The organism is Streptomyces sp. NPDC045846, from assembly GCF_056431605.1.
The window spans coordinates 532509-558409 of record NZ_JBWKKJ010000002.1; the positions used below are offsets into that span (position 1 = coordinate 532509).

The 25901-nt window shown below is 72.8% G+C and carries 24 protein-coding genes; 20 read left to right on the forward strand and 4 right to left on the reverse strand.

Annotated elements, in window-relative coordinates:
* Positions 1–1233, forward strand: coding sequence for a radical SAM family heme chaperone HemW (gene hemW / locus AC07F3_RS07285; RefSeq protein ID WP_479111324.1), 1233 nt, complete (start codon positions 1–3; stop codon positions 1231–1233).
* A gap of 406 nt (positions 1234–1639) precedes the next feature.
* Here the strand turns inward: hemW and AC07F3_RS07290 are convergent, their stop codons facing one another.
* On the reverse strand, positions 1640–2458 hold the full coding sequence (locus AC07F3_RS07290; RefSeq protein WP_479111326.1) for a DUF3097 domain-containing protein: 819 nt from the start codon (positions 2456–2458) through the stop codon (positions 1640–1642).
* Positions 2459–2655: 197 nt separating this feature from the next.
* Positions 2656–3378 (reverse strand): MBL fold metallo-hydrolase, encoded by a 723-nt coding sequence (locus AC07F3_RS07295; RefSeq protein WP_479111327.1) that lies wholly within the window; start codon positions 3376–3378, stop codon positions 2656–2658.
* A gap of 155 nt (positions 3379–3533) precedes the next feature.
* Between AC07F3_RS07295 and hrcA the strand changes: the two genes are divergently transcribed.
* From hrcA to AC07F3_RS07335, 8 genes are all read left to right on the forward strand, one after another.
* Positions 3534–4553, forward strand: a complete 1020-nt coding sequence (hrcA, locus tag AC07F3_RS07300; RefSeq protein ID WP_479111329.1) for a heat-inducible transcriptional repressor HrcA — start codon at positions 3534–3536, stop codon at positions 4551–4553.
* The gene (gene dnaJ, locus AC07F3_RS07305) at positions 4554–5690 is read left to right on the forward strand and encodes a molecular chaperone DnaJ (protein WP_114035367.1); all 1137 of its coding nucleotides are present in this window, start codon (positions 4554–4556) and stop codon (positions 5688–5690) included.
* 187 nt (positions 5691–5877) lie between these two features.
* Positions 5878–6969, forward strand: coding sequence for a nitronate monooxygenase (locus tag AC07F3_RS07310; RefSeq protein WP_479111331.1), 1092 nt, complete (start codon positions 5878–5880; stop codon positions 6967–6969).
* Positions 6966–7709, forward strand: a complete 744-nt coding sequence (locus AC07F3_RS07315; protein ID WP_479111333.1) for a 16S rRNA (uracil(1498)-N(3))-methyltransferase — start codon at positions 6966–6968, stop codon at positions 7707–7709. The genes AC07F3_RS07310 and AC07F3_RS07315 overlap by 4 nt, the downstream gene beginning before the upstream one ends.
* 74 nt (positions 7710–7783) lie before the next feature.
* On the forward strand, positions 7784–8323 hold the full coding sequence (locus tag AC07F3_RS07320; RefSeq protein WP_479111335.1) for a hypothetical protein: 540 nt from the start codon (positions 7784–7786) through the stop codon (positions 8321–8323).
* Between the two features lie 103 nt (positions 8324–8426).
* Positions 8427–8786 (forward strand): histidine triad nucleotide-binding protein, encoded by a 360-nt coding sequence (locus AC07F3_RS07325; RefSeq protein WP_479111337.1) that lies wholly within the window; start codon positions 8427–8429, stop codon positions 8784–8786.
* A 24-nt stretch (positions 8787–8810) separates the two neighbouring features.
* Complete coding sequence (locus tag AC07F3_RS07330) at positions 8811–9722, forward strand: ribonuclease Z (protein WP_479111339.1); 912 nt, start codon at positions 8811–8813, stop codon at positions 9720–9722.
* 23 nt (positions 9723–9745) lie between these two features.
* On the forward strand, positions 9746–10759 hold the full coding sequence (locus tag AC07F3_RS07335) for an adenosine deaminase (RefSeq protein WP_479111341.1): 1014 nt from the start codon (positions 9746–9748) through the stop codon (positions 10757–10759).
* A gap of 447 nt (positions 10760–11206) precedes the next feature.
* On the opposite strand, the gene AC07F3_RS07340 is transcribed toward AC07F3_RS07335, so the two are convergent.
* Positions 11207–12514 carry an MFS transporter gene (locus AC07F3_RS07340; RefSeq protein WP_479111343.1) on the reverse strand — a complete coding sequence of 436 codons (1308 nt, stop codon included), beginning with the start codon at positions 12512–12514 and terminating at the stop codon, positions 11207–11209.
* A gap of 378 nt (positions 12515–12892) precedes the next feature.
* Here AC07F3_RS07340 and AC07F3_RS07345 point away from each other — a divergent pair, with 378 nt between their 5' ends.
* The 6 genes from AC07F3_RS07345 to AC07F3_RS07370 all read left to right on the forward strand — a co-directional run bounded on the left by AC07F3_RS07345 (position 12893) and on the right by AC07F3_RS07370 (position 18988).
* Entirely contained in the window at positions 12893–14188 is a 1296-nt protein-coding gene (locus tag AC07F3_RS07345; protein WP_479111345.1) for an enolase C-terminal domain-like protein, read from the forward strand.
* A 231-nt stretch (positions 14189–14419) separates the two neighbouring features.
* Complete coding sequence (locus AC07F3_RS07350) at positions 14420–15520, forward strand: PfkB family carbohydrate kinase (protein ID WP_479111919.1); 1101 nt, start codon at positions 14420–14422, stop codon at positions 15518–15520.
* Positions 15521–15794: 274 nt separating this feature from the next.
* Positions 15795–16832, forward strand: a complete 1038-nt coding sequence (locus AC07F3_RS07355; protein WP_479111346.1) for a PhoH family protein — start codon at positions 15795–15797, stop codon at positions 16830–16832.
* A 13-nt stretch (positions 16833–16845) separates the two neighbouring features.
* Positions 16846–17343, forward strand: a complete 498-nt coding sequence (gene ybeY / locus AC07F3_RS07360; RefSeq protein WP_114035375.1) for an rRNA maturation RNase YbeY — start codon at positions 16846–16848, stop codon at positions 17341–17343.
* Positions 17340–18638 carry a hemolysin family protein gene (locus AC07F3_RS07365; RefSeq protein WP_479111349.1) on the forward strand — a complete coding sequence of 433 codons (1299 nt, stop codon included), beginning with the start codon at positions 17340–17342 and terminating at the stop codon, positions 18636–18638. Before ybeY ends, AC07F3_RS07365 begins: the two co-directional genes overlap by 4 nt.
* A complete protein-coding gene (locus AC07F3_RS07370) occupies positions 18635–18988 on the forward strand; it encodes an MmcQ/YjbR family DNA-binding protein (RefSeq protein WP_479111351.1) in 354 nt (117 codons plus the stop codon). The genes AC07F3_RS07365 and AC07F3_RS07370 overlap by 4 nt, the downstream gene beginning before the upstream one ends.
* Positions 18989–18992: 4 nt before the next feature.
* On the opposite strand, the gene AC07F3_RS07375 is transcribed toward AC07F3_RS07370, so the two are convergent.
* Positions 18993–20414, reverse strand: a complete 1422-nt coding sequence (locus AC07F3_RS07375; protein WP_479111353.1) for an MFS transporter — start codon at positions 20412–20414, stop codon at positions 18993–18995.
* Between the two features lie 138 nt (positions 20415–20552).
* Here AC07F3_RS07375 and AC07F3_RS07380 point away from each other — a divergent pair, with 138 nt between their 5' ends.
* From AC07F3_RS07380 to AC07F3_RS07400, 5 genes are all read left to right on the forward strand, one after another.
* Complete coding sequence (locus AC07F3_RS07380) at positions 20553–21374, forward strand: helix-turn-helix transcriptional regulator (RefSeq protein WP_479111921.1); 822 nt, start codon at positions 20553–20555, stop codon at positions 21372–21374.
* Positions 21375–21589: 215 nt separating this feature from the next.
* Positions 21590–21934, forward strand: a complete 345-nt coding sequence (locus AC07F3_RS07385; protein WP_479111355.1) for a cytidine deaminase — start codon at positions 21590–21592, stop codon at positions 21932–21934.
* 801 nt (positions 21935–22735) lie between these two features.
* A complete protein-coding gene (locus AC07F3_RS07390; protein ID WP_479111357.1) occupies positions 22736–23221 on the forward strand; it encodes a hypothetical protein in 486 nt (161 codons plus the stop codon).
* A gap of 340 nt (positions 23222–23561) precedes the next feature.
* Entirely contained in the window at positions 23562–24881 is a 1320-nt protein-coding gene (locus AC07F3_RS07395) for a beta-xylosidase (RefSeq protein WP_479111358.1), read from the forward strand.
* A 62-nt stretch (positions 24882–24943) separates the two neighbouring features.
* The gene (locus AC07F3_RS07400) at positions 24944–25891 is read left to right on the forward strand and encodes a DUF916 domain-containing protein (protein WP_479111360.1); all 948 of its coding nucleotides are present in this window, start codon (positions 24944–24946) and stop codon (positions 25889–25891) included.
* Positions 25892–25901: the final 10 nt, after the last annotated feature.

Genomic DNA, 25901 nt, shown 5'->3' on the forward strand with positions numbered 1-25901 from the left:
ATGCCTTCCGTACTGCCCGATGGTGAGCCCATGCCCGAGGACGGGTCGCTGCCCCGTGCTGCCCTGGAGGGCGCGGGGGACCGGCCGCTCGGGTTCTACCTGCACGTTCCGTACTGCGCGACGCGCTGCGGCTACTGCGACTTCAACACGTACACGGCGAGCGAGCTGGTGGGCAAGGGCGGTGTCCTGGCCTCCCGCGACAACTACGCGGACATGGTCGTCGAGGAGATCCGGCTGGCCCGCAAGGTGCTTGGCGAGGACCCGCGCCCGGTGCGGACCGTCTTCGTCGGCGGCGGCACGCCGACCCTGCTCGCCGCGGCCGACCTGGTGCGCATGCTGGCGGCGGTGCGCGACGAGTTCGGGCTCGCCGAGGACGCGGAGGTCACCACCGAGGCCAACCCGGAGTCGGTGGACCCCGCCTATCTCGCCGAGCTCCGGGCGGGCGGCTTCAACCGGGTCTCCTTCGGCATGCAGAGCGCCCGGCAGCACGTCCTGAAGGTCCTCGACCGCACGCACACGCCGGGCCGCCCCGAGGCGTGCGTCGCCGAGGCGCGCGCGGCGGGCTTCGACCACGTCAACCTGGACCTGATCTACGGCACCCCGGGCGAGAGCGACGACGACTGGCGGGCCTCGCTCGACGCGGCCGTCGGCGCCGGGCCCGACCACATCAGCGCGTACGCCCTGATCGTCGAGGAGGGCACCCAGCTCGCCCGCCGCATCCGGCGCGGCGAGGTGCCGATGACGGACGACGACGAGCACGCGGACCGGTACCTCATCGCGGACGAGGTGCTGGGCGCGGCCGGGTACTCCTGGTACGAGGTCTCGAACTGGTCCACCACCGAGGCCGGACGCTGCCTGCACAACGAGCTGTACTGGCGCGGGGCGGACTGGTGGGGCGCCGGGCCGGGGGCGCACAGCCACGTCGGCGGGGTGCGGTGGTGGAACGTGAAGCACCCCGGCGCCTACGCGGCTGCCCTGGCCTCCGGCCGCTCGCCCGGGGCGGGTCGGGAGGTCCTGGCGGGGGAGGACCGCCGGGTGGAGCGGATCCTGCTGGAGCTCCGCCTGCGCGAGGGCTGCCCGCTGGACCTGCTGCACCCCGCGGGCCTCGCGGCGGCCCGCCGCGCCGCGGAGGACGGCCTCCTGGACGCGCCCTCCTTCGCCTCGGGGCGGGCCGTGCTGACCCTGCGGGGGCGGTTGCTGGCGGACGCGGTCGTACGAGCCCTGGTCGACTGAGGCCCACCACTCCGCCAACCGCGGGGCCCCGCGCCCCCTCCACCCCGGGGGCCGTGCACGCCCGCTCACGCAGTTCCCCGCGCCCCTTAACCCCGTTCTGTCCGCGGGCCGTGCGTGGCTGGTCGCGCAGTTCCCCGCGCCCCTAAAACCCGCTCTTCTCCGCAGGCCGTGCGGGGTTGCTCGCGCAGTTCCTCGCGCCCCCAACCCCGATGCCGTCCGTCGACCGTGCCTGGTTGCTCGCGCAGTTCCCCGCGCCCCTAACAGCACTGGTGCTGGCCTGCATGGGCATCTTTAGCCCGTCCGGCGTTTGAGGACGAGCGCCGTTCAGGCGCGAACGGGGTCTGGGGCGGAGCCCCAGGAGCGCACTTCAACCCCCGGAGGGTCTCGGGGAGGGGCGGGGTGGGGGCTACGGCACGGTCACGAAGTCGATCAACCGCTCCACCGACCCCAGCAACGACGCGTCGAGATCCCGGTACGACGACACCCCGGACAGGATGCGCGCCCACGCCGCCCCCGTGTTCTCCGGCCACCCCAGCGCCCGGCACACCCCCGTCTTCCAGTCCTGCCCCCGCGGCACGACCGGCCACGCCGGGATCCCCACGGACGCCGGTTTCACGGCCTCCCACACGTCGATGTAGGGGTGTCCGACGACCAGCACGTCGGGGTGGGTGACGGACGCCGCGATGCGGGACTCCTTGGAGCCCGGGACCAGGTGGTCGACCAGGACGCCGAGCCGCGCGTCCGGCCCGGGGGAGAACTCGGCGACGATCGCCGGAAGGTCGTCGATGCCCTCCAGGTATTCGACGACCACGCCCTCGATGCGCAGGTCGTCGCCCCACACCTTCTCGACGAGCTCGGCGTCGTGGCGCCCCTCGACGTAGATCCGCCCCGCCCGGGCGACCCGGGCCCGCGCGCCCGGCACGGCGACCGACCCGGAGGCCGTGCGGGTGGGGCGTACGGGCGCCGACGCGGAGGGGCGTACGAGCGTGACCACCTTGCCCTCCAGGAGGAACCCGCGCGGCGCGAGCGGGAAGACCCGATGCTTGCCGAAGCGGTCCTCCAGGGTGACCGTCGGGCCCTCGGCCGTCTTCTCGCAGCGGATCACGGCTCCGCAGAATCCCGTGGAGACCTCCTCGACGACGAGGTCCGTCTCGGCAGGCACCTCGGGAACAGGCGCCTGCTTCTTCTTCCAGGGCGGGGTGAGGTCAGGGCTGTAGCTGCGCATGGGCCTCATTATTGGGGTCGGCCGGGGGTCCGGGGGTTGACCCCCGGGGGATGCAGCCAGGGCGGGGTGAGGTCAGGGCTGTAGCTGCGCATGGGGCTCATTATTGGGGTCGGCCGGGGGTCCGGGGGCGGCTCCCGGGGGATGCGGTCAGGGTGGCGGGGGCAGCCCGGGGGTGAGGGCCCCCGGAAGCGTGGCTGTTACGACTGGCCGAAGCGCGCGGCGAGTTGGTCCCGCTGGGCGCGGACGAACGCCGTGTCCACCACCGCCCCGTGCCCCGGCACGTACACCGCGTCCTCGCCGCCGAGCGAGAGCAGCCGGTCCAGGGCGGCGGGCCAGCGCGACACCACCGCGTCGGAGCCAGCCTGCGGCTCGCCCGACTCCTCGACCAGGTCGCCGCAGAAGACGATCTCGGGCGAGCCGCCGCTCGCCGGGACCAGGAGCGCGAGGTCGTGGCCGCTGTGCCCGGGGCCGACGTTGGCGAGCAGCACCTGACGGCCGCCCAGGTCCAGCGTCCACTCGCCGCTCACCGCGTGGTGCGGCACCACCAAGAGATCGGCCGCCTCGGCGGCCTCCCCGGCGGGCACCCCGTGGCTCACCGCGTCCGAGCGCAGCTCGTCGCCCCCCAGGGCCCGCTCGATGCCGACCGCCCCGTACACCTCGGCGCCGGAGAAGGCGGCCGTGCCCAGAACGTGGTCGAAGTGGGGATGGCTGAGCGCGATGTGGGTCACACGGCGGCCGAAGAGGGCCTCCGCCTGAGAGCGGAGTTCGGCGCCCTCGCGGAGCGTCGCGCCGGTGTCGTACAAGAGGAGCGAGCCCGCGCCGGCCACCAGCGCGGCCGTGGCGTCCCAGCGCGGCAGGCGCCTGCGCCCCACCCCGTCACCCAGCCGCTCCCAGCCGAACTCTTCCCAACTGACGTCCATGACGCGACGCTATCCGCAATCGACCGGCGTCGCCGCACGGTAGCGTGGTCGGCCGCCCTTGCTAGGGGCGTACCGGTCGGCCGTACACTGGCCGGGGGATTGCTGGCACTCGAACACAGTGAGTGCCAAGAAGACGGCTACTGGAGGTGTGCGCGATGCTCAGTGAACGCAGGCTCGAGGTGCTGCGCGCCATCGTCCAGGACTACGTCGGCACCGAGGAGCCGGTGGGGTCCAAGGCCCTCACCGAGCGGCACGCGCTGGGGGTCTCCCCGGCCACCGTGCGCAACGACATGGCGGTGCTGGAGGAGGAGGGCTTCATCGCCCAGCCCCACACCAGCGCCGGCCGCATCCCGACCGACAAGGGCTACCGGCTCTTCGTCGACCGGCTCGCGGGCGTCAAGCCCCTGTCGTCGCCGGAGCGCCGGGCGATCCAGAACTTCCTGGACAGCGCGGTCGACCTGGACGACGTCGTGGCCCGTACGGTGCGGCTGCTGGCGCAGCTGACCCGGCAGGTCGCGGTGGTCCAGTACCCGTCGCTGACCCGCTCGACGGTGCGGCACGTGGAACTTCTCTCACTCGCCTCGGCCCGGCTGATGCTGGTGCTGATCACGGACACCGGCCGCGTCGAGCAGCGCATGGTGGACTGCCCGGCGCCGTTCGGCGAGGCCTCGCTCGCGGACCTGCGGGCCCGGCTCAACGCACGGGTGGTGGGGCGCCGCTTCGCGGACGTGCCGCAGCTGGTGCAGGACCTGCCGGAGTCCTTTGAACCGGAGGACCGAGGAACCGTTTCGACGGTCCTCGCCACCCTCCTCGAAACCCTGGTCGAAGAGACCGAGGAGCGGTTGATGATCGGCGGCACCGCCAATCTCACCCGCTTCGGACACGACTTCCCGCTGACCATCAGGCCGGTGCTGGAGGCGCTGGAGGAGCAGGTCGTGCTCCTCAAGCTGCTCGGCGAGGCCAAGGAATCGGGCATGACCGTACGCATCGGGCACGAGAACAACGCCCACGAGGGACTGAACTCCACGTCCGTCGTATCGGTCGGCTACGGTTCCGGCGGCGAGGCGGTCGCCAAACTCGGCGTGGTCGGACCGACCCGCATGGATTACCCCGGAACGATGGGAGCGGTACGCGCAGTGGCACGTTACGTCGGACAGATCCTGGCGGAGTCGTAAGTGGCCACGGACTACTACGCCGTACTCGGCGTGCGCCGCGACGCATCACAGGACGAGATCAAGAAGGCCTTCCGGAGGCTCGCGCGGGAACTCCACCCCGACGTGAACCCCGACCCGAAGACCCAGGAGCGGTTCAAGGAGATCAACGCCGCTTACGAGGTCCTCTCCGACCCGCAGAAGAAGCAGGTCTACGACCTCGGCGGGGACCCGCTGTCGTCGTCGGGCGGCGGCGGGGCCGGCGGCTTCGGCGCGGGCGGCTTCGGCAACTTCTCGGACATCATGGACGCCTTCTTCGGCACGGCGTCGCAGCGCGGACCGCGCTCGCGGACCCGCCGCGGCCAGGACGCCATGATCCGCCTGGAGATCGACCTCAACGAGGCGGCCTTCGGCACCACCAAGGAGATCCAGGTCGACACCGCCGTGGTGTGCACGACCTGTTCGGGCGAGGGAGCTGCCCCCGGCACCTCCGCGCAGACCTGTGACATGTGCCGCGGCCGCGGCGAGGTGTCCCAGGTCACCCGGTCCTTCCTGGGCCAGGTCATGACCTCGCGGCCCTGCCCCCAGTGCCAGGGCTTCGGCACCGTGGTGCCCACCCCGTGCCCGGAGTGCGCGGGCGACGGCCGCATCCGCTCGCGGCGCACCCTCACCGTGAAGATCCCGGCCGGTGTCGACAACGGCACCCGGATCCAGCTCGCGGGCGAGGGCGAGGTCGGCCCCGGCGGCGGCCCCGCCGGCGACCTGTACGTGGAGATCCACGAGCTGCCGCACGACGTGTTCCAGCGCCGGGGCGACGACCTGCACTGCACGGTCACCATCCCGATGACGGCGGCGTCGCTCGGCACCAAGGTGCCGCTCCAGACCCTGGACGGCATGGAGGAGGTGGACATCCGCCCGGGCACCCAGTCCGGCCAGTCCATCCCGCTGCACGGCCGCGGCATCACGCATCTGCGCGGCGGCGGCCGGGGCGACCTCATCGTGCACGTCGAGGTCCTCACGCCCAGCAAGCTGGACCCCCAGCAGGAGGACCTGCTGCGCCAGCTGGCCAAGCTGCGCGGCGAGGAGCGCCCCACGGGCCAGTTCCAGCCCGGCCAGCAGGGCCTGTTCTCCCGCCTGAAGGACGCGTTCAACGGCCGGTAGGCCGTGAAGAGGGGCCACGGGGTGTTCCCCGTGGCCCCTCTTCGTCGTTCGGGCGCGTTTTCCGCCGTCCGCAGAGCGGAATCCAGCCGTCCGGCGCGCGCGGCCCGCGCGCGAGGTGGCCGGACTCACCCGCCCCGGGCGGAAGAGGCGATTCGGTGCGAGAGCTACGTCGTGGCACGATGCGGGCATGGCTTTGACCGATCTCTGCCGGTATCCGATCGTGCAGGCGCCCATGGCGGGCGGCGCCTCCGGTCCGGCGCTGGCCGCGGCCGTCTCCGAGGCCGGGGGGCTCGGCTTCCTCGCCGCCGGGTACAAGACCGCCGACGGCATGTACCAGGAGATCAAGCAGGTGCGGGGGCTGACGAGCCAGCCCTTCGGAGTCAACCTGTTCATGCCCCAGGACCCGCACACCGACCCCGCCGCCATCGAGGTCTACCGCCACCAACTGGCGGGCGAGGCCTCCTGGTACGAGACCCCCCTGGGCGACGCCGACTCCGGTGGCGACGACAACTACGAGGCCAAGCTGGCGATCCTGCGCGAGGACCCGGTCCCGGTCGTCTCGTTCACCTTCGGCTGCCCCGAGCGAGCGGTGCTCGACGCCTTCGCGAAGGTGGGCACGTACACGATCGTCACGGTCACCACGCCCCAGGAGGCGCAGGCCGCGCAGCGGGCGGGGGCCGACGCGGTCTGTGTGCAGGGCGTCGAGGCGGGCGGCCACCAGGGCACCTACCAGGACGATCCGCAGGTCGGCGGGGCCCGCATCGGACTGCTCGCGCTGATCGGCCTCGTCCGGGAGGCGGTCCAGCTGCCGATCGTCGCGACGGGCGGGCTGATGCGCGGCGCGCAGATCGCGGCGGTGCTCGCTGCGGGCGCCGACGCGGCCCAGCTGGGCACGGCGTTCCTGGTGTGCCCGGAGTCGGGCGCGAACGTGCTGCACAAGCAGGCGCTGACCAACCCCCTCTTCGTCCGTACGGAGTTGACGCGCGCGTTCTCCGGGCGGCCCGCGCGGGGCCTGGTGAACCGTTTCATGCGGGAGCACGGGCCGTACGCCCCCGCCGCCTATCCGCAGGTGCACCAGCTCACCTCGGGCCTGCGCAAGGCCGCGGCCGAGGCGGGCGACCCGCAGGGCATGGCGCTCTGGGCGGGCCAGGGCCACCGGCTGGCCCGGGAGCTCCCGGCGGGACGGCTCGTCGAGGTGCTGGCCGCCGAACTGGACGACGCGGCGGCCGAGTTGACCGCGAAACTGCAGAACCTGAACAACACGAGGAGTACGTCATGACCGCCCCGGTCTTCGTTGTCGACAAGGTGCCGGCCGGCGGTGAGTTCGTCCTGGACGGGCCGGAGGGCCGGCACGCCGTCTCCGTCAAACGGCTGCGCGCCGACGAGCGGGTGACCCTCACCGACGGCGCCGGGACCTGGGCGGACGCCGTGGTCGTGGCGGCCGAGGGCAAGGACCGCCTGGTCGTACGGGTCACCGCGCACGCGAGCGAGGAGGAGCCGCCGGTACGCGTCACCGTGGTGCAGGCGCTGCCCAAGGGCGACCGGGGTGAGGTCGCCGTGGAGACGATGACCGAGACGGGCGTCGACGCGATCGTGCCGTGGCAGGCCGCGCGCTGCATCACCCAGTGGAAGGGCGAGCGCGGCGCCAAGTCCCTCGCCAAATGGCGCGGTACGGCCCGCGAGGCCGGCAAGCAGTCGCGCCGGGTGCGCTTCCCGGACGTGCGCGAAGCGATGACCACGAAGCAGGTCGCGGCGCTGCTCGCCGAGGCGGACCTGGCGGTGGTCCTGCACGAGGACCGCGACGCGGGCTCGGGCGCGCTGGCCACCGCCGAACTTCCCGAGCGCGGGGAGATCGTCCTGGTGGTGGGGCCCGAGGGCGGGGTCTCGCCGGAGGAGCTGGCCACGTTCGCGGAGGCGGGCGCGAAGCCGTACCGGCTGGGCAGCAGCGTGCTGCGCACGTCGACGGCGGGCACGGTGGCGGCGGCGGTCCTGATGTCCCGGACGGGCCGCTGGGCCTGAGCCCGCGCCGGAAGCGGCCGGGATGGCCGCAGGGGGTCTACCGCGCCGGGGACGACGGTGGCACGCTGGCGCCCATGGGGGCCACGAGGTCACACCGCCCGGCACAGCACACCGCCCGCCGCAGGGCCTACCGGACCCTGCCCGCCCTGGCCGCGGCCGCGCTCGCGATCGGCGGCGCGGCCGCCTGCGACCCGGCGGGCGGGCTCAACTCCGCGGCCGTGGCGGTCACCACGGACCAGGCGGCCACCGCCGCTCTCCAGCGCCAGCACGTCGACATCAAATGGCTGACCTGCACGGCCGACCTCAAGGGCGGCCCCAGCGCGACCCCTTCGGCCGGCAGCGCCACCCGGCAGGTCGCCGACGTGAACTGCCAGGGTGAGACCAAGGACGGCCGGCCGATCACGGTCAAGGGGACGGTCACCCAGGAGATCGGAGGCCGCTGTGTGAAGGGCGACCTGACGGCCAAGGTCGCCGACCGGACCGTCTTCCGCGCCAGTGTCCTCGGCGACTGCAACGGGCCCGCCCCGACGACCGGACCCGCCACCCACCACCCGGGCGGAAACCCCACCGTCACGGTGACCGTGACGGTCACGGAGTCCTTCCGCGGCAAGTAGCGCACGGCGGACGCCCCGGGCCCCCGCCGTGCTCCCGTACCCGGCCGGAACGCGTTGAGTAGCATGCGGTTACCTGATCAACGCGACCAAGGAGGACCGGACCGTGGCCGGAGAGCCGCAGGCCGACTGCCTGTTCTGCAAAATCGTCTCGGGCGATGTCCCGGCGACCGTCGTGCGGGAGACCGAGACGACCGTGGCCTTCCGCGACATCAACCCCCAGGCGCCCACCCACGTCCTGGTCATCCCCAAGGTCCACCACCCGGACGCCGCCTCCCTCGCGGCCGCCGAACCCGCGATCCTCGCGGACGTGCTGCGCGAGTCCGGGGAGGTCGCCCGCGAGGAGAAGATCGACCAGAGCGGCTACCGGGTCGTCTTCAACACCGGCAGCGGCGCCGGGCAGACCGTCTTCCACGCCCACGCGCACGTCCTGGGCGGCCGCGGCCTCCAGTGGCCGCCCGGATAACCCGGAACAGCAGGCCGACTCACCGTGTCCGTACGTGAATTGGTGGTGCTCGGCACCGCCAGCCAGGTCCCCACCCGGCACCGCAACCACAACGGCTATCTGCTGCGCTGGGACGGCGAGGGCATCCTCTTCGACCCCGGCGAGGGCACCCAGCGGCAGATGCTGCGGGCCGGGGTCGCCGCCCACGACATCGACCGGATCTGCGTCACGCACTTCCACGGCGACCACTCGCTGGGCCTGGCCGGGGTGATCCAGCGGATCAACCTGGACCGGGTCCCGCACCCGGTCACCGCGCACTACCCGCTCAGCGGCGAGCACTTCTTCGAGCGGCTGCGGTACGCCACCGCCTACCACGAGTCGGTCCGGCTCGGGCAGGAGCCGGTCGCGGGGGAGGGCGCGGTCCTCGCCACGACGGCCGCGTACACCCTGGAGGCCCGCAGGCTCTCGCACCCCGTCGAGTCGTACGGCTACCGGCTCGTCGAGCCGGACGGGCGGCGCATGCGGCCCGACCTGCTCGCCGAGCGCGGCATCAAGGGTCCCGACGTCGGGCGGCTCCAGCGCGAGGGCGAGCTGAACGGCGTCACCCTCGACGAGGTCAGCGAGGTCCGGCGCGGGCAGCGGTTCGCCTTCGTCATGGACACCCGGCTGTGCCCGGGCGTGACCGCGCTCGCGGACGGCTGCGACATGCTGGTCATCGAGTCGACGTTCCTCGACGGCGACGTTCAACTCGCCGTGGACCACGGCCACTTGACGGCAGGTCAGGCCGCCGCGGTGGCGCGTGACGCGGGCGTACGCCACCTCGTCCTGACCCACTTCTCACAGCGGTACTCCGACCCGGAGGAGTTCGAGCGGCAGGCCCGTGCCGCCGGATTCGAGGGCGAACTGACGGTGGCCGCCGACCTGGTCAGGGTCCCGGTCCCCCCACGCACCACCTGAAGCACCACCCCTAGGAAGCCCCCATGCCCCTCCCCAAGGCCGAACTCCACCTCCACATCGAAGGCACCCTCGAACCCGAGCTGGCCTTCGAGCTCGCCGCGCGCAACGGCGTCGAGCTGCCGTACGCCGACACCGAGGAGCTGCGCAAGGCGTACCTCTTCGACGACCTCCAGTCCTTCCTCAACCTGTACTACTCGCTGATGACGGTGCTGCGGACCGAGGACGACTTCGCCTCGCTCGCGGACGCCTATCTGACCCGGGCCGCGGCCCAGGGGGTGCGGCACGCCGAGATCTTCTTCGACCCGCAGGCGCACACGGCGCGCGGCGTGTCCATCGGCACGGTCGTGGAGGGGCTGTGGCGGGCCCTGTCCACGAGCGAGGAACGCCACGGCATCTCGACCCGGCTCATCCTCTGCTTCCTGCGCGACCAGTCGGCGGAGTCGGCGCTGCTCACCCTGGAGGCGGCGCGGCCGTACCTGGACCGGATCACGGGCGTCGGGCTCGACTCGGCGGAGGTCGGCCACCCGCCCGCCAAGTTCCGCGAGGTGTACGAGGCCGCCGCCGCGCTCGGGCTGCGCCGGGTCGCGCACGCGGGGGAGGAGGGGCCGCCGGCGTACATCACCGAGGCGCTCGACGTGCTGGGCGTCGAGCGGGTCGACCACGGCCTGCGGGCCCTGGAGGACCCGGACCTGGTGGCCCGCCTGGTCCGCGACCGCGTCCCGCTCACGCTGTGCCCGCTGTCGAACGTACGCCTGCGCGCGATCGACACGCTGGAGGAGCACCCGCTGCCCGCGATGATGGACGCGGGGCTGCTGTGCACGGTCAACTCCGACGACCCGGCGTACTTCGGGGGGTACGTGGGTGACACGTTCCACGCGGTGCACGAGGCGCTGGGGCTCTCCCGTGAGCGGCTCAGGGAACTTGCGCGGAACTCCTTCGAGGCGGCGTTCCTTGAGGACGAGGAGGGGCGGCGGGCGGCCTACCTCGCGGAGGTCGCCGCCTACGACTTCGACGCCCCCGAGCCCCCAACCCCCTGAGGCTCCGCCCCTGGGGGTGGTGTCCCCCGGCCCCTGTTTCCGCCAGGGCGGGGCGGGCGCGGGAGCCCGTCCGCGGACCGTGCGTGGCTGGTCGCGCAGTTCCCCGCGCCCCTAACCCCTCGTCTGTCCGTCCACCGTGCTCGCTTCTCGCGCAGTTCCCCGCGCCCCTATCAGTACTGGTGCGGGCCGGTGCTGGCATCTTCAGCCCGTCCGGCGTTTGAGGACGAGCGCCGTTCAGGCGCGAACGGGGTCCGGGGCGGAGCCACGGGAGGGGTGCAGGGGACGCAGTCCCCGCCGGGGGGCTGGGGGCGGAGCCCCCAGGGGTCCTTCAACCCCCGGAGGGTTTAGGGAAGGGGCGGGGAGGGGCCGACCGGGGTCTGGGGCGGAGCCCCGGGCAGCCGGGCGGCTCAGCCGCGGCCGAGCGACCAGCCCCCGTGGGGAAGGGGCTCAGGACGCGAGGACCTTGCGGCGCCGCCTCGCCCGCGAGCGGATCGGAATCTCCGCAACCTCCTGCTCCGGCACCCCGATCTGCGGAAGCAGCCCGGACGACGCCCCGGCCCGCCCCGCGACAACCGCCGCCGCGGGTCCACCCCGGCGCCGGATGGAGCCCGGCACCAGCGGCCGCCCGGCCGCGCTCAGCGCCACCGCACTCATGGGCGCCGCGATCAGCAGCAGCAGGCCGCACAGGACGAACCCCATGCCCCGGTACCCCGCGTACTCCGAGAGCAGGCTCCCGGTGAGCGGCCCGCAGGCCACCCCGAGCGAGGAGGCGGAACCGGCGAGCACCGCCCAGCGCCCGCGCGGGTCGAGCGACGCGGACAGGCCGATCAGGTAGGAGAGGACCACGGGGTAGAAGACGTTCCAGAGGATCTCGCCGGTGGCGAAGGACACGAGCCCGTGCGCCGACGAACTCGCCACGATGCAGCACGCGATGAGCGCCGTGCCCACCCCGATCGGCACCGCACGCCCCAGCCGCGCTCCGAGCGCCCCCGCGCCGAGCACGCCGAGCAGCCCCGCGCCGAGACCCGCCGCGAACACCATGCCGACGGTGACCTCGGTGAGACCGGCCTGGGTGAGACCGATCCGCCCGCTCACCCCCCACAGCGCGTTCTGCGCGAGCGACCAGCAGAGCATGGTCGCGGCGAGGACCGTACCGGAGCGGCGGTGGGGGAGCCGAGCACCCGGGGCCCCGACGGCCTCCACCGGCCGGCTCGTGCCGTACGTGTCCGGGAGGTGACGCGTCGCGGGCCACACCAGCGCCGCGACGAGAGCGATCGCCGCGAGCGGGGTGGCGTGGCCGCCGCCGAGGTGAGGGATCGTCAGGTAGAGCGCTCCCGCCGTGGCGGAGACCGAGAGCAGCCCCAGCGTCGAGGTGCGGTGGGGGTCGCGCTGGGCGGCGATACCGGCCGCCGCCACCGCGGTGGCCGTGCCGGAACCGAGCCCGCCGACCACCGCGCCCGCCACGACGAGCGGGACCAGGGTGGTGAGGGCGGCGCCGCCGTACCCGGTGATCGCGAGGATCAGGCCGAGTCCGGCGAGGCGGCGCGGGCCGTGCCGCTCCACCCGGTAGGCCAGGGTGAAGCCGGCCGTCGCCGAGCTCAACAGCAGCGTGGAGCCGACCAGTCCGGCCTGTGCGGGGGAGAGCCCGAGGCCCGCGGAGAGGCGGCCGACGACGGTGGGAAGGAGGTACGCGGCGAGGTAACCGGCGGTGAAGACGGCGACCAGGGGCCAGGCGGCACGAGGGCGTGCGGACATGGGCGTTCCAAGGAACAGTGCCCGTGGGGCAGGGAGGTCAAAGAGGGGGGATGCGCCCGGTGTTGTACGGGAACGCGGGCCCAATTTGTATCAAGCGTCCCGAGTGCGCGAAAAGCCGAGAGAGAGTGATCTGGATCACATTCTGTTTGCTGTGGAATCCGTCGGGTAAATGAGCGAATTTCCCGCGGCCGCAGGAGAGTTGGGGCCGCCTGGAGAGGGGCGGCCCTTGACGCCCTTCCGTTCACATATCTAGTCTCCATTTGCATTCACGGACGCATTCACGGACGTATGCGCGAACGCATTCACGGACACGTTGCTGGACGAATCGATGGACGCATCGCCGGACGGGCGGCGTGCGCGAGAAGAGACGAGGACGCCGTGCACGGACAGCGGATCGCCGAGGTGCGGCTCACTCCGGTCCTCATCTGCGACCCCCCACTCCTCAACGTCCAGGGCGTGCATCAGCCCCATACGCCCCGCCTGATCGTCGAGGTCGTCACCGCCGAGGGGGTGACCGGGGTCGGCGAGACGTACGGCGACACCGCGTATCTCGAACTGGCCGGCCTGTACGCCAACGCGCTGGTCGGGCACGACATCGCCGACCTCAACGGGCTGTTCACACTGATGAACATGATCGGGGTCGATGGCTCCCGGGTCGACGAGGCGGTCGACGTCGGCGGGCTGCGCGGTGCCCGGACCGCCGACAAACTGCGGCTGTCCGTCGTCTCCGCCTTCGAGGTGGCCTGCCTCGACGCGCTCGGAAAGGTGCGGGGCGTGCCCGTCCACAGCCTGCTCGGCGGCAAGGTCCGCGACAGCGTGGAGTACAGCGCGTACCTCTTCTACCGCTGGGCCGAACACCCGGGCGGCGCGGGCGAGAAGGACGGCTGGGGCGCGGCCCTCGACCCCGCCGGGATCGTCGAACAGGCCCACCGCTTCGTGCGCGAGCACGGCTTCGGCTCGTTCAAGCTCAAGGGCGGCGTCTTCCCGCCCGAGCAGGAGGTCGCCGCGATCCGAGCCCTGGCCGCCGCTTTTCCCGGGCGACCGCTCCGTCTGGACCCCAACGGCGGCTGGACGCCCGAGACCTCGCTCAGGGTGGCGGCCGAGCTCGCGGACGTACTCGAATACCTGGAGGACCCGACGCCGGGCACGGCCGCGATGGCAGAGGTGGCGCGGGGGACGGGGGTGCCGCTCGCCACCAACATGTGCGTCACGGCCTTCCCCGAGATCAGGGAGGCGTTCCTGACCGACGCCGTCCAGGTGGTGCTGTGCGACCACCACTACTGGGGCGGGCTGCGCACCACCCGTGAACTCGCCGCGATCTGCCGGGCGTTCGGGGTGGGCCTGTCCATGCACTCCAACACGCACCTGGGGATCAGCCTCGCCGCGATGACCCAGGTCGCGGCGACCGTCCCCAACCTCGACCACGCCTGCGACAGCCACTACCCGTGGCAGACCGAGGACGTGATCACCGCCCGGCACGTCTTTCGCGAAGGACGCCTGACCGTGTCCGACGCCCCCGGTCTCGGCGTCACCCTCGACCGCACCGAACTCGCCCGGCTGCACCGGCGCTGGCTCGACGACGACGGCACCCTGCGCGACCGCGACGACGCCGCCGCGATGCGCCGGGCACCGGAACACGCCGATTGGACGAGTCCGGAGCTGCCGCGCTGGTAGCGGCACCTGGCGGGCGCGCATCGGGCAGACTTGCCTGATCTGTACGCGAACGGAGAGCCCGCCGTGACGACACCACCCAGCAGAGAGCAGCCGCCCCGCCCCGCGCACCACGAGCCCCAGCGGCCCTGCCCCGACCCCGTGTCCGGCCCCGCCGGGCGGAACCCCGCGGCGGGCGCCGGGGTCCCGGCCGGGCGGCCCCGCCCCGACGACTCGCTGATCGAGCACCAGCACGTGCCGGGCGCCGAGCCGCGCCGGGCGGCCCGGGTCGACCCGCTCGACGGGCTGCGCGACCCGCGCGACCCGGCCTGCGACGTCTTCCTCACCGGCACGGTCTTCCTCGACATCATCTTCACCGGGCTCGACTCCGCCCCGGTCCGCGGCACCGAGTCCTGGGCGCGCGGCATGGGGTCGAGCCCCGGCGGCGTCGCCAACATGGCCACCGCGCTCGCCCGGCTCGGCCTGCGCACCTCGCTGGCCGCGGCCTTCGGCGACGACCACTACGGCGAGTACTGCTGGGACGCGCTCGAACAGGGCGAGGGCATCGACCTGTCGCTGTCGCGCACCGTGCCCGGCTGGCACTCCCCGGTCACCGTCTCCATGGCGTACGAGGGCGAACGCACGATGGTCTCGCACGGCCACGAGGCGCCCCACGAACTGTCCGCGCCCAACTGCCCGCCGCGCGCCCGGGCCGCGGTCGCCTCCCTCGAACCGGGCCGCCGCGAGGAGTGGATCGCGGACGCCGCGCGGGCCGGGGCGCGGATCTTCGCGGACGTCGGCTGGGACGACACCGGCCGCTGGGACCTGGCGGGCCTCGCCGACCTCGAACACTGCGAGGCGTTCCTGCCGAACGCGGCCGAGGCGATGCGCTACACCCGCACCGACTGCCCGCGCGCCGCCGCCCGCGCCCTGGCCGAGAAGGTGCCGCTCGCGGTGGTCACGCTGGGGTCCGAGGGCGCGTACGCCGTGGACGCGGCGACGGGTGAGACGGCGGACGTCCCGGCCATCGAGGTGGAGGCGCTCGACCCCACCGGGGCGGGCGACGTCTTCGTGGCGGGCTTCGTCACCGGCACCCTGGCGGGCTGGCCCCTCGCCGACCGGCTCGCCTTCGCGGGGCTCATCGCGGCGCTGTCCGTGCAGGAGTTCGGCGGGTCGCTCTCGGCGCCGGGGTGGGCGGAGATCGCGGGCTGGTGGGAGAAGGTCCGCACGCTGCGGAACCAGGACCCGTCCGCCCTGCGCCGCTACGCCTTCCTCACCGACCTCCTCCCGGGCGCCGCCCGGACCTGGCCGCTGCGCCGAGCAGTTCCCACCCTGGGCTTCCGCCACCCGGCCTGACCCCGCCTCCGGCGAAATCCAGCCCCTCCGGCGTTTGAGGAGCGGGGGCGCGGGGGCGGAGCCCCCGGAAGCGGTCCGCTGACGAACGACGACAGAAGGACGACAGGGGGCTGTGGGGCTCAGCCCCAGCGGGCCCGGCGGGGCACCCCGCCAGGAAGCAGGGTGGAAAACCTCTCGGTCGCCCGCGCGGCAAGTCGTACGCTTGGTATCCCAGAGGCTCTCGAGCGGCGAGAACCCTGCAACGGGAGGTATGTGCAGGCCACAGAGCCGGCCCATGACTCAGACACCCACACACCCGCAGGCGCACGCCCAGATCACCATCCCGGCCAAGCACCCCATGGTGACCATCCTGGGTTCGAGCGACTCCCTGCTGCGCGTGATCGAGAAGGCCTTCCCGTCGGCCGACATCCACGTACGGGGCAATGTGATCAGCGCCGTGGGGGACGCGACGGAAGTCGCCCTCATCCAGCGACTGTTCGACGAGATGATGCTGGTGCTCCGCACCGGACAGCCGATGACGGAGGACGCAGTGGAACGCTCGATCGCCATGCTCAGAGCGAACGGCAGCGCGGCCAACGGGGACGGTCACCGCGAGACACCCGCCGAGGTGCTCACGCAGAACATCCTCTCCAGCCGCGGCCGCACGATCCGGCCCAAGACCCTCAACCAGAAGCGGTACGTCGACGCGATCGACAAGCACACGATCGTCTTCGGCATCGGACCGGCCGGCACCGGAAAGACCTACCTCGCCATGGCGAAGGCGGTCCAGGCCCTCCAGTCCAAGCAGGTCACCCGGATCATCCTGACCCGCCCGGCCGTGGAGGCCGGAGAGCGCCTGGGCTTCCTGCCCGGCACGCTCTACGAGAAGATCGACCCGTACCTGCGCCCGCTGTACGACGCGCTGCACGACATGCTCGACCCGGACTCGATCCCGCGGCTGATGGCGGCGGGGACCATCGAGGTGGCCCCGCTGGCCTACATGCGCGGCCGCACGCTCAACGACGCGTTCATCATCCTCGACGAGGCGCAGAACACCAGCGCCGAGCAGATGAAGATGTTCCTGACCCGGCTCGGCTTCGACTCGAAGATCGTCATCACGGGTGACATCACCCAGGTCGACCTCCCCAACGGCACGAAGAGCGGTCTGCGCCAGGTCCAGGACATCCTGGAGGGCGTCGACGACGTGCACTTCTCCCGGCTCACCTCGCAGGATGTCGTACGGCACAAGCTCGTCGGCCGTATCGTCGACGCGTACGAGCAGTACGACAGCCGCCAGGACCAGAACGGTCAGAGCGGCCGGAACGGGAAGTAGAGCAGAGCGCACCATGTCGATCGACGTCAACAACGAGTCCGGAACCGAGGTCGACGAGCAGGCGATCCTCGACATCGCCCGCTACGCGCTCACGCGGATGCGGATCCACCCGCTCTCCGAGCTGTCGGTGATCGTCGTGGACGCCGAGGCCATGGAGCAGCTGCACATCCAGTGGATGGACCTGCCGGGTCCGACCGACGTCATGTCCTTCCCCATGGACGAGCTGCGCCCGCCGTCGAAGGACGACGACGAGCCCCCGCAGGGGCTCCTCGGCGACATCGTGCTCTGCCCCGAGGTCGCCAAGAAGCAGGGCGAGGACGCCGAGACGCAGCACTCCATGGACGAGGAGCTCCAGCTCCTGACCGTCCACGGCGTGCTGCACCTGCTCGGCTACGACCACGAGGAGCCGGACGAGAAGGCCGAGATGTTCGGCCTCCAGGCGGCGATCGTGGACGGCTGGCGTGCGGAGAAGGGCCTGACCGGCCCCTCCCCGGCGCCGACCGTCTCATGACCGGGCAACTGATCGCGGGTGCCGTCGCCCTGGTCGTCGTCGCCTGGCTCGCCGCCTGCGCCGAGGCGGGCATCGCCCGTACCTCCTCCTTCCGCGCGGAGGAGGCGGTACGGACCGGGCGGCGCGGCAGCGCCAAGCTCGCCCAGATCGCCGCGGACCCGACGCGCTACCTGAACGTGGCCCTGCTCGTGCGGGTCGCCTGCGAGATGGCCGCCGGGGTCCTCGTCACGTACGTCTGCCTCGACGAGTTCGCCCGGACGTGGGCCGCGCTGCTCGTCGCCATCGCGGTGATGGTGCTCGTCTCGTACGTCGCCGTCGGCGTCTCGCCCCGCACCATCGGGCGCCAGCACCCGCTGAACACCGCCACGGCGGCGGCGTACGTGCTGCTGCCGCTGGCCAGGATCATGGGCCCGATCCCGCAGCTCCTGATCCTGCTGGGCAACGCGCTCACCCCCGGAAAGGGCTTCCGCAAGGGGCCGTTCGCCTCGGAGGCCGAGCTGCGGGCGATGGTCGACCTCGCCGAGCAGGAGTCGCTGATCGAGGACGACGAGCGCCGCATGGTGCACTCGGTCTTCGAGCTGGGCGACACCCTGGTGCGCGAGGTCATGGTGCCGCGCACCGACCTCGTCTGCATCGAGCGCTACAAGACGATCCGCCAGGCGCTCACCCTCGCGCTGCGGTCCGGCTTCTCCCGGATTCCGGTGACCGGCGAGAACGAGGACGACATCGTCGGGATCGTCTATCTGAAGGACCTGGTGCGCAAGACGCACATCAACCGGGACTCCGAGGCCGACCTCGTCTCGACCGCCATGCGGCCCGCCGCCTTCGTGCCCGACACCAAGAACGCCGGGGACCTGCTGCGCGAGATGCAGCAGCAGCGAAGCCACGTCGCGGTCGTCATCGACGAGTACGGCGGCACCGCGGGCATCGTCACCATCGAGGACATCCTGGAGGAGATCGTCGGCGAGATCACCGACGAGTACGACCGCGAACTGCCGCCGGTCACCGAGCTCGCGGACGGCTGCTTCCGGGTGACCGCCCGGCTCGACATCGGCGACCTGGGCGAACTGTTCGGCTTCGACGAGTTCGACGACGAGGACGTGGAGACCGTCGGCGGGCTGCTCGCCAAGTCGCTCGGCCGGGTGCCGATCGCGGGGGCCACGGCCGTGGTGGAGCTGCCCGACGCACGGCGGCTGCGGCTCACCGCCGAGTCCCCGGCCGGCCGCCGCAACAAGATCGTCACCGTGCTCGTGGAGCCGATGAAGGACGACGACGAGAAGGGGCGCACGGAGTGACACCGCAGCAACTGAGGGCGTTCTGCCTGGAGTTCAACGCCGTGACGGAGGAGTTCCCGTTCAACCCGGAGACCTCCGTCTTCAAGGTGCTCGGGAAGGTGTTCGCGCTGAGCGCCCTGGACGGAGAGCCGCTCACCGTGAACCTCAAGTGCGACCCCGACGACGCGGTCAGGCTGCGTGAGGAGCACGCCGCGATCGTGCCGGGCTGGCACATGAACAAGCGGCACTGGAACACCGTGACCGTGGCCGAGCTCCCGGACCGGCTGGTCCGGGAGCTCGTCGAGGACTCGTACGACCTGGTGGTCGCCGGTCTGCCGAAGGCCGAGCGGCTCCGGCTCGACCGGGCCTGACCCCTCAAACCCGCGCGCGGTCGCGCAGCCCGAGGACGACCGCCAGCAGCGCGGCCGCCGCGACCACGATCAGCGCGTCGATCGCCAGGACCGTGCGCACCCCGTCGAAGAGCGAGGCCTGCGTGGTGGCGAGGACGCCGAGCAGCGGGATGCCCACGGTGAGGCCGACCTGCTGGGTGGTGGTGACCAGCCCCGTCGCCAGGCCCTGCTCCTCGTTCGGCACCCCGCTGGTCACGGTCACGCCGTACGAGATGATCGCGCCGAGGTGGCACATGCTGGCCAGCGAGACGGCGACGGTGGCGAGCACCGCGCCGGACCCGGTGCCGAGCCCCAGCAGGGCGGCCACGAACAGGCCCTGGCCGAGCAGCGAGCCGACCAGCACGCGCCGGGCGCCGAAGCGGCCGATGAGCCTGGCGGCGTACGCACCGGCGAAGGCCGAGGCGATGCCCTGGATGCCGAAGACCAGACCGGTCTCGAAGGACGACAGACCCAGGATCTCCTGGAGGTAGAGGGTCAGCACGAAGACGACCGAGGACATCATCGAGAAGGTGACCAGACCGCCCAGGTTGCCCCAGGCCACCGTGCGGCGCCGCAGCATCGGCAGCGAGATCAGCGGGGCCTGGGCCTTCGACTCGACGACGACGAAGGCGGCCAGCAGGGCGAGGCCCACGAGCAGGGTGCCCCAGACGTCCGCGCCGCCGAAGCCGCGCTGGGCCGCCGTCGACAGGGCGTAGATCACCGCGAGCAGACCGCCGGTGACGGTGACGGCGCCGGGGACGTCCAGGCGCGGCCGCTCGGGGGTGCGGGACTCGGGCAGCAGCCCGGGGGCCAGGGCCAGGACGACCACCGCGAAGGCCACGAGCAGCCCCATCGTGGAGCGCCAGCCCAGGGTGTCGGTCATGACACCGCCGAGCACCATGCCGGTGGTGTAGCCCAGCGAGAGCAGCGTGCCGGAGATGCCGAGCGCCTTCTCGCGCTGCGGGCCCTCGGGGAACGTGGTGGTCAGCAGGGACATGCCGGTCGGCACGATGACGGCGGCGCCCAGGCCTTGGAGCGCGCGCCCGGTCAGGAAGGACGCCGGGTCCCAGGCAAGGGTGGCGAGCAGCGACGCCGCGCCGAACAGCGCGAGGCCGGTCAGGAACAGCTTCTTGCGGCCGAAGAGGTCGGCGATGCGGCCGAACAGGAGCAGGAACCCGCCCGAGGGCAGGGCGAACGCGGTGACCGCCCACTGGAGCGCGGACTGGCCGAGGCCGAGGTCCTTGCCGAGCGCGGGGAGCGCCACGTTCAGTACGGAGAAGTCGAGCGCCACCATGAACTGGGCGGCACAGAGCACGAAGAGGACCAGCTTGGCCCGGCCGCTGAGCCGGTCGTCGTGGGGAGCCGCCGTGTGCGGCCCGGGGATGGTCGTGTGGGTGTCGATCGCCATGGCCACCACCTTCGCGGCCCGGGAATGCCCGTGGAGAGTGGGAACTTATCCTGTTGGTGGCACCACCAGGCAGCCGAGGGGGAGTTCGTGGCCACACCGATCGACCAGCACCGCCGCAGCGAGCTGCGCGAGTTCCTGATGAACCGGCGTGCCCGGGTCACCCCCACCCAGGCCGGGCTGCCCGACGGCGGGGCCCGCCGCCGCACCCCGGGGCTGCGCCGCGAGGAGGTCGCCGTGCTCGCCGGGGTCGGCGTCTCCTGGTACCAGTGGCTGGAGCAGGGCCGCGACATCACGGTGTCCCCGCAGGTGCTGGACTCGGTGGGCCGGGTGCTGCGGCTCACCAGCGCCGAGCGCCGCCACCTCTACGTGCTCGCCGGGCTCAATCCGCCGGCCCTTGAGGTCGACCCGGCCAGTGTCGACATGTGCCACGGGCTTCAGCGACTGATCGACGCCTGGATGCCGTTCCCCGCGCACATCATGGACGCGTACTGGAACACGGTCATGTACAACGACTCGGCCGCGCTGGTGCTGGGCATGCGCCCCGAGATCGTGCAGAACTGTCTGATCGCGTTCTTCACCGACCCCATCTACCGCGCCCGCGCCAAGCGTTGGGACGAGATCGCCTGCACCGTCGTCGCGCAGTTCCGGGCGGCCTGGTCGGAGCGGCCCGACGACGAGGGGTTCCGGGCGGTCGTCGAGCAGGCCAAGGAGCTGAGCCCGGAGTTCGTGGAGCTGTGGGAGCGGCGCGACGTGCAGCCCGGCGGCCTGCTCGGCAAGGAGCTGGAGCACCCGGTGGTCGGCGCGCTGCACGTCGAGTCCACCCAGCTGCGCGTCCCGGCCCGCCCGGACCTGATGATCGTGCTGCACACCCCACTGCCGAACACCGACACCGCCGAGAAGCTGGAGTGGCTGACCTCCCCGGAGGGCCGCCGCGGCTCGATGTACCCGATCGCGGGCTGAGCGCCGCCCGGGCGGGCCGTCATGGACCTCATGCGGGGCCGGCCCGTCGCGCTGGGTGCGGCCGCCCGGCAGACGAGTAACTTCGACGCGGCCGGGCGCGGCCCCGGCGGCCGAGTTCAAGACCGTCACGGCCACCGTCGCCAAGAAGGCGGACCAGGCGATCCAGGGCTGAGCCCCCGGGCGGCCTCGGCCCCGGCACTCCTTATGCTCGGGGCATGACACAGAGCACCGAACTCGACCCCGAGGACCGCAAGATCATCACGCTCGCGCGCAGCGCCCGGGCCCGCAACGGCGTGGCCGAGGGCGCCGCCGTGCGTGACGAGACGGGCCGCACGTACGTCGCCGGAACGGTCGAGCTCCCCTCGCTGAAGCTGTCCGCCCTCCAGACCGCCGTCGCCATGGCGGTGGCCAGCGGCGCGAAGTCCCTGGAGGCGGCGGCCGTGGTGACCGAGGCGTCCGCCCCCACGGCAGCGGACACGGCAGCGGTACGCGACCTGGGCGGCCCCACCACCCCCATCCTGCTGGCCACCCCCACCGGCGACCTCCAATCGAGAACCTGACCCCACCCACCCCCGCACCCTGCCAGGGGCGCGAGCACCGGGCACGGTCCGCACCCGGCGCCGAAGGGCAAGCTCGCACAACCGGCCCCCGGGAGACGCACCCTGCCAAGGGGCGCGGGGAACGGCGCGAGCACCGGGCACGGTCCGCGGCCGACATCGAACCGGTCCCGCGCCGCGGGCAAGCTCGCACAAGCGGCCCCCGGTAGACGCACCCTGCCAGGGGCGCGGGGAACGGCGCGAGCACCTGGCACGGTCCGCACCCGACATCGGACCTGCCCGGCGCCACGGGCAAGCCCGAACAATGGGCCCCCGGTAGACGCACCCTGCCAGGGGCGCGGGGAACGGCGCGAGCACCGGGCACGGTCCGCGGCCGACATCGAACCGGTCCCGCGCCGCGGGCAAGCCCGAACAATGGGCCCCCGGTAGACGCACCCTGCCAGGGGCGCGGGGAACGGCGCGAGTACCCGGCACGGCCCGCGGCCGACATCAAACCTGCCCCGCGCCGCAGGCACCCCGCGTGAAGAATCAACGCGATGCCCCTTGCAATCCCAAGCCACCCGCGCATCAATGGACGACAGTCGATCCGACGGCCCGTCAGATTCGCGGGCGGGCCGGCATGGGGTGCAGAGCCGCAGCCCCGGGCCGGAGTCGGACGCGCTCCCTCCGCGCAGCTACCGCAGCCCTTGCATCGCCATGCCCGCACGCCCGCGCACCCGTGCACGCGGGCCGCCGGGGCGTGCTGCGCGGTCGTGTGTCGATGACGCGGCAGACGATCAACTCCCTGTAACGGGAAGGGGAACCATGCGTAAGAGCACCAGAAGGCCGGTCGCGCGGGCCGCACTCGCGGTGGGGGCGGTGGCCGTCGCGGGCCTCGCCTTCGCGCCGAGCGCGGCCGCCGTCTCGCCGGGCTCGGCGACCGCCACGTACGACTGCGGAGCCTGGGGCGGCGGCAGCGCCACGCTCACCGCGACCCAGAGCGGCACGGCCGCGACCGTCACGCTGACCTCGGCCGTCACCACCCCGGTCGCCGTGGGCGCCAACCAGATCAGCGCCAACCTGACCCTCGCGGGCGGCGCCGGTGGCGCCACGGTGTTCAGCGGCAACGCCAACCCCGCCCTGAGCGCGGGCGACCCGGTCACCATCGGCCCGCTGAACGGTACCGTCGCCTCCGGTGACAGCCTCGACTCGTACTTCGACGGCACCGCCCTGAAGATGACGATCTTCGGGATCACGGTGAACTGCGACGCGACGACCTCACAGGCACCGGGCCCGTTCGTCTTCGACTGACGCGCACCGGGCGGCCGGGCGAACCGACCACCACCAAGCGGAACGCACCACGCGCCCCGCAGCATCCAGAACGCGGAACCGTGCAACACGCAGAGCAGAACGCAGAACCGCGCATCGCAGAACGAGCCGGTGCCGTCCCGGGCGGCGCCGGCTTTCGTGTGGCCCGGTGCGGGTGCCAATACCTCCAAGTGGCCTGAAATGCCAGGATCTTGACAGCATCTGATGGGTCATCAGTTGCTGCGCCAGGATGGCATTGACTTCTTTTCGCCCCCAGCCGTCAATGGGCCCCTGCCGGCGCAGCCGAGCCGCGCTGTGCCACTTCAGGAAGGGGGGCAAGCCCATGTCGGAAGGTCGAAGACGGCGTCTGGCCGCCGTGTTGGGAGCGGTCGCACTCGCCGCCGGAACCGGCGCGCTCGCCGCACCCGCGAGCGCACTGGCCGCGACGCCCGTCGACTTCGCCACGCACTGCATCCCGCCCGCCGTCGCGGGGATCCCGCCGATCGACGGCACCACGAACGCGACCATCACCGTCGACAACGCGGCACCCAGGGTCGGCGACAAGGTCACCGTGACCTACACGGTGAACAAGCCCGCCGCCAGCAACCCGGTCGACATCGCCCTGCCCGCCGACATCATGACCCCGACCGGCAAGGTCGTCCTCGCGGGTGCCCAGACCGGCACGGTGGACGTGGCGGGCCCGAAGAAGAACGACCCGGTGCCCGGCAAGGGCGCGTTCCCGGCGTTCTCCATGAGCGGCAGCTTCACCGCCACCAAGGCCGGTGCGATCACCCTGTCGCCCGGCGACTACAACATCCACACCAGCTACATCATGGAGCTGGACACGCCCTGCACGGTCACCAACCCGCCCGCGCCCGTCTCCGGGACGGTCAACGCCACGGACGGCGGCGGACAGGTCAACCAGCGCACGATCAGCGCGACCCCGGCCGCGGGCAACGCCGGTGACCGTACGACCGTGACCGGGACCAAGTTCACCCCGAACGCGGACGTCACCGTCGCGGGCTGGAACGGCACCGCCACCACCGCCGACAAGATCACCTTCAAGTCGGACGCGAACGGCGGCTTCACCGCCCGGCCGAAGATCACGGACCCGGCGACCACCGGGATCGTGGCCTACGAAGGGGCGGCCTGGGACCCGGCGCACGGCGCGGGCCCGGTGGCGTACAAGGTCAACAGCGGACCGCCGCCCACCGGACCGAGCCAGAAGCTCAACGCGGCCGTGAACGCGGGCACCCTGGCGATGTCCCAGGCCGGTGACAGCGTCGACCTCACCGCGGTCGACTTCGGCAAGGGCGGCGCCTCCACCGGCGGCCTGAAGACGGTGACGGTCCAGGACTTCCGCGGCGGCCCCGCGGGCTGGTCCCTGACCGGCAAGGTCACCGACTTCACCGGTCCCGGCGGTTCCATCGACGCGGGCAGGCTGAGCTGGACACCCGCCTGCGTCACCAGGCCCGGCTCCCCGTCCGTGTGTGCCGCGGGCTCGGCCGGCAGTGTGGGCGGCGCGGGCGCGACCCTCGCCTCCACCCCGAACGCGGCGCTGACCGGCGGCGAGTTCACCGTGGACGCGAAGCTCTCGCTCGACGTGCCCGCGTTCACCGCGCCGGGCGCCTACAGCGGCGTGCTGACCCTCACCCTCACCTGACATCCACCCCGTGGGCCGGGCGCGCACCCGGCCGGCCCACCCGTCCCCGGGGGTCCAACGCCGTGCGCAAGCTGTCCGCACTCCTCCTGGCCGCCGTGCTCGCCCTGCTCGCCGCGCCGCCCGCCCGCGCCGCCGACAACGGCGACTGGTCCGTCTTCCCCGCCTCCGCGGGCGCCGCCCAGCGCCCGTACTTCTACCTGTCCGCCGCCCCCGGCGCGACCCTCGACGACCAGGTGACCGTGGCCAACAAGACGTCGGCGCCGCTGCGCTTCCGCCTGTACGGGGCCGACGCGTACAACACCGAGCGCGACGGCGGGTTCGCGGTGCGCACGGAGAAGGAGCGGCAGAGCGGCGTGGGCGCCTGGGCCGCACCGGCCCGGAGCGCGATCACCGTCCCGGCCCGGTCCGCGGTCACCGTGCCCTTCACGCTCACCGTGCCGCCCGACGCCGAGCCCGGCGACCACGTCGGTGCCCTGGTCGCGCTCGACGACCGCGTGGCGCCCGGCCCGGCCGGAAAGGGCAAGGTCGCCGTCGGCGTCCAGCAGGCCGTGGGCGCCCGGATCTACCTGCGCGTGGGCGGCCCCACCCTCCCCGCGCTCGCCGTCGAGAACGTCTCGCTCGCCCAGCACCGGCCGCTGGTGCCCGGCCTGGGCGAGAGCCGCACGGACATCACGTACACCCTGCACAACCGGGGCAACGTCACACTCAATCCGAAGGTCGACCTGAGCGCGACCGGACTTTTCGGCCGGACGCTGCTCAGCCGCGGCCTGACCAAGGTGCCCTCCGAGCTGCTGCCCGGGCAGCAGGTCACGCTCACCGAGACGTGGCACGGCGCGCCCCAACTCGACTGGGGAGACGTCAAGTTGACGGCCAGCGCGAAGGACGCGCGGGGCTCGGCGGCCGCCTCGTTCCTCGCCCTGCCGTGGCTCGCCGGGGCGGTCCTGCTCGCGGCGGCCCTCGCCTTGGTGGCCCAGCGCGTCGTGCGCCGTCGTATCGTGGCCCGGTCATGACACGTACGGC